The organism is Falsiroseomonas sp. (genome assembly GCF_030695085.1).
Taxonomy (GTDB): domain Bacteria; phylum Pseudomonadota; class Alphaproteobacteria; order Acetobacterales; family Acetobacteraceae; genus Falsiroseomonas.
Map to the genome: position 1 here is coordinate 1 of NZ_JAUYTS010000007.1, position 6909 is coordinate 6909.

At 70.8% G+C, this 6909-nt stretch carries 7 protein-coding genes; all 7 read right to left on the bottom strand.

The window, feature by feature from the left end; all coding sequences use genetic code 11:
* Positions 1-201, bottom strand: a 201-nt coding sequence (locus tag Q8S40_RS00630; protein WP_305668889.1) for a YdcH family protein, incomplete at its 3' end; no start/stop codon positions are given.
* 180 nt (positions 202-381) lie between these two features.
* Entirely contained in the window at positions 382-1764 is a 1383-nt protein-coding gene (locus tag Q8S40_RS00635; protein WP_305668890.1) for a metallophosphoesterase, read from the bottom strand.
* Positions 1764-2453: a CBS domain-containing protein gene (locus Q8S40_RS00640; RefSeq protein WP_304810683.1), complete on the bottom strand. Its 690-nt coding sequence runs from the start codon at positions 2451-2453 to the stop codon at positions 1764-1766. The genes Q8S40_RS00635 and Q8S40_RS00640 overlap by 1 nt, the downstream gene beginning before the upstream one ends.
* Before the next feature lie 72 nt (positions 2454-2525).
* Complete coding sequence (locus Q8S40_RS00645; protein WP_304810685.1) at positions 2526-2936, bottom strand: PaaI family thioesterase; 411 nt, start codon at positions 2934-2936, stop codon at positions 2526-2528.
* The gene (gene hutI, locus Q8S40_RS00650; protein ID WP_305668891.1) at positions 2933-4138 is read right to left on the bottom strand and encodes an imidazolonepropionase; all 1206 of its coding nucleotides are present in this window, start codon (positions 4136-4138) and stop codon (positions 2933-2935) included. The genes Q8S40_RS00645 and hutI overlap by 4 nt, the downstream gene beginning before the upstream one ends.
* The gene (gene hutH / locus Q8S40_RS00655) at positions 4135-5610 is read right to left on the bottom strand and encodes a histidine ammonia-lyase (protein WP_305668892.1); all 1476 of its coding nucleotides are present in this window, start codon (positions 5608-5610) and stop codon (positions 4135-4137) included. Before hutH ends, hutI begins: the two co-directional genes overlap by 4 nt.
* Positions 5607-6909, bottom strand: a 1303-nt coding sequence (gene hutU / locus Q8S40_RS00660) for a urocanate hydratase (RefSeq protein ID WP_305668893.1), incomplete at its 5' end; no start/stop codon positions are given. The genes hutU and hutH, both read right to left, overlap by 4 nt.

Genomic DNA, 6909 nt, shown 5'->3' on the forward strand with positions numbered 1-6909 from the left:
CGCCCAGCGCGGCATGCCGCAGCCGCCGAGTGCGGCCATGCGGTCCTTCGCCAGCAGCTTCTCCCGGCTCAGCCGGCGGATCAGCGCGGCATCCGGCGCAGAGCGTGCGAGTTCGGCCGCAATAAGCCGGTCCAGATCCGACAGGCGTTCCACCAGCCGCAGCTTCAATGCACCGCCCGACCCGCTGGTTCCACCCTCCATGACGCCCTCGACCTCCGCTTTCCGTCGCAGCGCGGGGGCGCGGCGGTTTGTGGAAGGCCCGACATCGCGGTGACCGGGGGGAACACTGCCAGAGGGACCCGGGCCTCTAAATGAAAGCGTGGTCTCAGTTCTTGACGATTTCAAGACAAAAGCCGGTCGCGAACCCGTCATCGCGACGCTTCAGCCCTGGGCCAGCGCGCGCGCCACCAAAGGCTTCAATGCGAGGTTGGGAACCGGATCGAATTGCAGCGCCTCGGTGCCCAGGAAATGCGCCGCGTTCATTCGCACCCAGCCATTGCTGGCCAGCCGGCCGGGGTGGCGCGGCAACGAATCGATATAGGCGTAGTCGCCGATGCGCCCGGCCAGCGGCAGCGACTCATCCTGGTTCAGCCTTGGCGCCATGGACGCCAGCGCAGTCAGATCCGCGGCTGCGCGGAATACCGGGCCGTCGAAACGCAGGAAGGCATCGAAATCCAGCCGCCGCACCGGCCCGCCCGGCAGGCCGGTGCCGAAGCCGGTATGGCCGAGCAGCCCGGCCTGGCTGCCGGTGGCGCGTGCCAGCGCGGTGCAGGCGGCACGGGCGGCCTGAGGCAGGTTCAGGGGGGCGGGCAGGTGGAACAGCACCTCCGCATCCTCCGGCGCCAGATGCGCGGCGGTGATCTCCCGCACCAAAGCAGCATGGGCGGCGTCCTCCATTTGGCCGGGTTCCACCGCCACCTCGCGCAGCGCGATCTGCGGCAGCGCACCGCCGAGGCCGAGGCCGACCACGGACAGGCTGCGGTTCCAGGACCCGGTGTGCAGGTAGCGCGTGGCGCCTTCGGCATGGGTGAAGCGCAGATGCTCATGCCCGCCCACCAGCAGCGTGCCGCCCGGCAGCAGCGGCAGGATGGCGCGGTCCGCGGCGACGCCCGCATGGCTCAGCAGCACCCAGGCCTCGTCCTCTGCGAAGATGCGCGGCAGGCGCTCGCGCGCCCAGTCCACCGGCTCCGGCATGTCGATCAGCGCGCGGGCGGCGGGGCGGTAGGTGGCGGCCTCATGGGTGGCGAGGCCCAGCACGCGCAGGCGCCGGCCGCCGGGCAGGCGGAAGGCGGCGGAGACCTCGGCGAAGGGCAGGCCGCTGCGCCGGTCGCGCAGGTTGGACACGACGCGCAGATCCAGCTTGCCGGCGCGCGCCACCACCTCCGCCAGATCATCGACCAGCGCCGTCTCGTGATTGCCGATGTTGAGCACCACCGGTGCGCGGCGGCGCAGCGCGGCCAGGAAGGCCCAATCGCCCGCCGCCTCGCTGCGCCGGGCGATCGCGTTGCCGCGCTCGAAGACATCGCCATTCAGCAGGATGAAGGCGGGAACGCCGCGATGGGCCGCCAGCACGGCATCGATGGTGCCGAGCATGGCGGCCGCGCGCTCCATCGCCGAATGCAGGTCGCTCAGTACCAGCAGCAGCGCATCGGCGCCGGGCAGGGCGACATCCGCGAGGCTTGTCCGGGCCCGGGCGGCACGCGGCACGCCGATTCCCGCCGCCAGGGCGAGCACGGCGCGGCGCGGCACGCCCGGTGGCGGCATCAGCCGGCGACGCCACCCAGGGAGGAGCGCTCGACCATGACGTTCACGCCCTTCACGCCGGGGATCGTCTCCGCCAGCACCTTCAACCCGCGCAGCACCGCGTCGTTGCGGCAATAGCCGTGGAAGAACACCACGCCATCCTTCACGTCGAAGAAGATGGCGAAGGCGTCGACCCAGGGCTGTTCCTTCATCGCCTTCGCCAGCGCGCGGCGAATACGCTCATCCGGCGCATCGGCGACCAGTTCCGTCGAGGGCTGCAGCAGCGCGCGGATCAGGTCGGCGCGGGACACGATCCCCACCAGACGGCCGTCCCGCAGCACCGGGATGCGGCGGATGGCGCGTTCTTCCATCGCCTTCGCCAGCGTCTCGACCGGCGTGTCTTCCTCCGCCGTCACGGCGCCGCGGGTCATCGCATCACCGGCGGTCTGGCCATGGGCGCGGGCGAACCGGTCGGCCTGTTCGCTGGCCGACTGGAACAGGCCGGCGATCCAGGATTTCGGCGCATCGGCCGGCGCGGCCAGGCGGCGCAGCAGGTCGCCTTCGGTCAGCATGCCAAGCAGCTTGCCATCCGCGTCCACCACCGGTGCGCCGGAGAAGCCGCGTTCCGCCATGGCGCGTGCGGCGACGGAAATGGGGGTGCTGGGTTGGAAGGTGATCGGCTCTGCTGTCATCAGGTCGCGTGCACGCATGGCGTTCTCCTCGAGTGGCCCGGAAGGGCCGGCAGAGAGGTGGCGCAGACGGGCGCGAAAGTGAAGGGGCTTTCAGCCCGTTCGGATCGTGGCCCAGCTTGTCGTCACATGCGCACAGGGCTGGTCCGCGCCATCCGCGCGCAGCATGACTTCCCCATAGGACAAGGTTCGTCCACGCTTGATGACGCGTGCCTCCGCCAGCACCGCGGTGGCCGGTGGCGGGCGCAGGAAGGTGATGGCGAGGCTTGCCGTCAGGCTCTCATCCCGTCCCTCGGTCAGCGACAGCAGGGCCACCCACATCGCCACATCGGCCAGCCCCATCAGCGCGGGTCCGGAAACCGTGCCGCCGGGGCGCAGCAAATCATCCTTCGCCGGCAGCCGCAGCAGCGCCTGGCCCGCGCCGAAGGACAGCACCTCGATCCCCCAGGCACCGGCCAGCGGCACGCCCGCGCGCACCCGGGCCTGCATGGCGGCGATGCTCACCGGCCGGCGACCACGCGGCCAAGGCAGGGGTTGCGGCCGATCCAGTAGCAGAGCTCCGCGGGGCGGGAGATGCCATACAACGCCAGGTCGCAGCGCAGGCCGGGTGCCAGGGCGCCACGATCGGCAAGGCCCAGCGCCGCGGCGGCGTGGGTGGTGACGCCCGCCAGCGCCTCCGCCACCGTCAGGCGGAACAGGGTGCAGCCCATGTTCAGCATCAGCAGCAGGGATGGCGCGGGGCAGGAGCCTGGGTTGAGATCGGTGGCGAGTGCCATGCGCAGCCCGGCGGCGCGCATCGCGGCGATGTCCGGCAGGTGGGTTTCGCGGATGAAGTAGAAGGCGCCGGGCAGCAGCACGCCAACGGTTCCGGCGCGCGCCATCGCGGCGATACCAGCGGTGCTGGCATATTCGATATGGTCGGCCGACAGCGCGCCATACCGTGCCGCCAGCGCCGCGCCGCCATCGTCGCGCAGCTGGTCCGCATGCAGCTTCACCGGCAGGCCGAGGCGCTGCGCGGCTTCGAACACCCATTCGGTCTGTTCGGCGGTGAAGCCGATTGCGCTGTCGGTGAAGCCATCCACCGCATCCGCCAGACCCTCCGCGGCGATAGCCGGCACGATCTCATCCGCCACAAATCGGGCAAATTCGGCGGTGCGGCCGGCGAATTCGGGTGGCGTCGCATGGGCGGCAAGCAGGCTGGTCTGCAGCGACACCTCCCGCAGCCCGGGCAGGCGCCGCGCGGCGCGCAGCATGCGGGCTTCGGTGGCGAGGTCCAGGCCGTAGCCGGACTTCACCTCGATGGTGGTGACGCCCTCGGACAGAAGCTGGTCGAGGCGGGGCAGGGCGGCCTGCACCAGCGCATCCTCGGAGGCGTCGCGCGTGGCGCGGACGGTGGACAGGATGCCGCCGCCGGCCAGCGCGATGGCCTCGTAGCTCGCGCCTTCCAGCCGCATCTCGAATTCGCGGGCGCGGTCGCCGGCGTGAACCAGATGGGTGTGGCAATCGATCAGCCCGGGCAGGATCCAGGCGCCGTCGCAATGCGTGGTGGTGGTGGCCTCGCCGGGCAGCTCGGCGCGCGGGCCCACCCACGCGATGCGGCCATCCTTGGCGGCGATCGCGCCATCCTCGATCACGCCGAGCGGATCGCCCTCGCGCGGCACCATGGTGCAGAGATGGGCATCGAGCCAGACGCGGTCGAACATCATGCGGGCAACTCCACCAGGGCGGCGAAGGCGCCATGCTGCACCAGCAGGCGCACCGCTTCCATGTCGGGCGCCATGAAGCGGTCCGCATCCCAGGGCGCCGCCACGCTGCGCACCAGGGCATGTGCGGCTTCGAGCGGCGCGGAGGTTGCCAGCGGCCGATGGAATTCCAGGCCCTGCGCAGCGCACAAAAGTTCGATGGAGAGGATCGAGGACAGATTCTCCGCCATCTCCCCCAGCCGAAGCGCCGCGCCGGTCGCCATGCTGACATGGTCTTCCTGGTTGGCGCTTGTGGGCAGGCTGTCCACGCTGCGCGGCGTGGCCAGTGCGCGGTTTTCCGCCACCAGCGCGGCGGCGGTGACCTGGGCGATCATGAAGCCGGAATGCAACCCGCCCTCGGCCACCAGGAAGGCCGGCATTCCGGACAGCACCGGGTCCACCAGCAGGGCGATGCGGCGTTCGCTGATGGCGCCGAGCTCCGCGAGTGCCAGGGCGATGGTATCTGCGGCGAAGGCCACCGGCTCCGCATGGAAGTTGCCGCCCGACAGGATGTCGCCATCGGCCATTACCAGCGGATTGTCGGTGACGGCATTGGCCTCCCGCTGCAATACCGCGGCGGCGTTGTCCAGCAGATCGAGGCAGGCGCCGGCCACCTGCGGTTGGCAGCGCAGGGAATAGGGGTCCTGCACACGGGTATCGCCCTCCCGGTGGCTGTCGCGGATTTCGCTGCCGGCCATCAGCCCGCGCAGGGCGGCGGCGCAGCGGATCTGGCCTGGCTGGCCACGCAGCGCATGGATGCGCGCATCGAAGGGCGTGTCGGAACCGCGCGCGGCATCGACGCTGAGCGCGCCGGCGACCAGCGAGGTGCGGAGCAGATCCTGCGCCGCGAACAGGTTGGCGAGCGCGATGGCGGTGGAGACCTGCGTGCCGTTCAGCAGCGCCAGCCCTTCCTTCGGCCCCAGGGTGAGCGGCGCGATGCCGGATTCGGCACCTGGCCTGCGCTGGCCGTTGAGAAAAACCTCGCCCTCGCCGACCAGCACCAGCGCGCAATGCGCCAGCGGCGCCAGGTCGCCGGAGGCGCCGACCGAGCCCTTGGACGGAATGACCGGCAGCACATCCGTGGCCAGCAATTGCAGCAGCGAATCCACCACCGCCACCCGCACGCCGGACGCGCCGCGCGACAGCGACAGCGCCTTCAGCGCCAGCACCAGCCGCACCACCGGCGCGGGCAGCGGCGCACCGGTGCCAGCGGCGTGGCTGCGGAGCAGGTTGAGCTGAAGCTGCGCCAGCTTGTCCGGCGCGATGCGGGTGGAGGCGAGCTTGCCGAAACCCGTGTTCACGCCATAGATCGGCCCATCCTCGGCCAGCCTGGCGGCGAGCACGGCGGCGCCCTGTTCGGTGGCCTGCTGCCAGCCCACCGGCATGGCGAAGGGCGCGCCCGCCATCACGGCGCGCAGGGCGGCAAGGCCGATCATCGCAGGATTCCCGGCAGGTCGAGGCCCTTCTCCCGCGCGCAATCCAGCGCGATGTCGTAGCCCGCATCGGCATGGCGCATCACGCCGGTCGCCGGGTCGTTCCACAGCACGCGGGCAAGCCGCCGCGCCGCGGCTTCCGTGCCATCGGCCACGATCACCATGCCCGCATGCTGCGAGAAGCCCATGCCGACGCCGCCGCCATGGTGCAGGGAAACCCAGGTGGCGCCGGAGGCGGTGTTCAGCAGCGCGTTCAGCAAAGGCCAGTCGGAGACGGCATCCGATCCGTCCTGCATCGCCTCCGTCTCCCGGTTCGGCGAGGCCACGCTGCCGGAATCGAGGTGGTCGCGGCCGATCACGATGGGGCCGATCTCACCGCGCGCCACCATCTCGTTGAACGCCAGCCCCAGCCGGTCCCGCTGGCCGAGGCCGACCCAGCAGATGCGCGCCGGCAGGCCCTGGAAGGCGATGCGTTCGCGCGCCATGTCGAGCCAGCGATGCAGATGCGGGTCGTCCGGAATCAGCTCCTTCACCCGCGCATCGGTCTTGCGGATATCCTCCGGGTCGCCGGACAGCGCGGCCCAGCGGAACGGCCCGACGCCGCGGCAGAAAAGCGGGCGGATATAGGCGGGGACGAAGCCGGGGAAGTCGAAGGCATTGGCGAGCCCTTCCTCCTTCGCCATCTGCCGGATGTTGTTGCCGTAATCCATGACGATGGCGCCGCGGCTCTGGAAATCCAGCATGGCCTGCACATGCGCCACCATGGAGTGTTTCGCGGCGGCAGCCACAGCGGCCGGATCGCTCTCCCGCATCGCCTGCCACTGGCCGAGCGACCAGCCGGCGGGCAGGTAGCCATTGGCCGGGTCATGCGCGCTGGTCTGGTCGGTGACGATATCCGGCACCACCCCGCGCCGCACCAATTCGGGAAACACCTCCGCCGCATTGCCGAGAAGCCCGACGCTGATGGCGCGACGCTCGGCACAGGCCTCCCGGATCATCGCCAGGGCGGTGTCCAGGTCATCCGCCTTGTGGTCCAGATACCTGGTCTCCAGCCGCTTCTCGATCGAGGAAGGCTGGCATTCAACCGCCAGCACGCAGGCCCCGGCAAAAACGCCCGCAAGCGGCTGGGCCCCGCCCATGCCGCCCAGCCCGCCGGTCAGGATCCAGCGCCCCGCCAGATCGCCGCCGAAATGCTGGCGGCCGGCCTCCGCGAAGGTCTCGTAGGTGCCCTGCACGATCCCCTGGCTGCCGATATAGATCCAGGACCCGGCGGTCATCTGGCCGTACATCATCAGCCCCTTG

Excerpts from the sequence above, each read along its gene's own strand:
- hutI (WP_305668891.1), bottom strand. The coding sequence starts at position 4,138 with ATGATGTTCGACCGCGTCTGGCTCGATGCCCATCTCTGCACCATGGTG.
- Q8S40_RS00635 (WP_305668890.1), bottom strand. The coding sequence starts at position 1,764 with ATGCCGCCACCGGGCGTGCCGCGCCGCGCCGTGCTCGCCCTGGCGGCG.
- hutH (WP_305668892.1), bottom strand. The coding sequence starts at position 5,610 with ATGATCGGCCTTGCCGCCCTGCGCGCCGTGATGGCGGGCGCGCCCTTC.
- Q8S40_RS00640 (WP_304810683.1), bottom strand. The coding sequence starts at position 2,453 with ATGCGTGCACGCGACCTGATGACAGCAGAGCCGATCACCTTCCAACCC.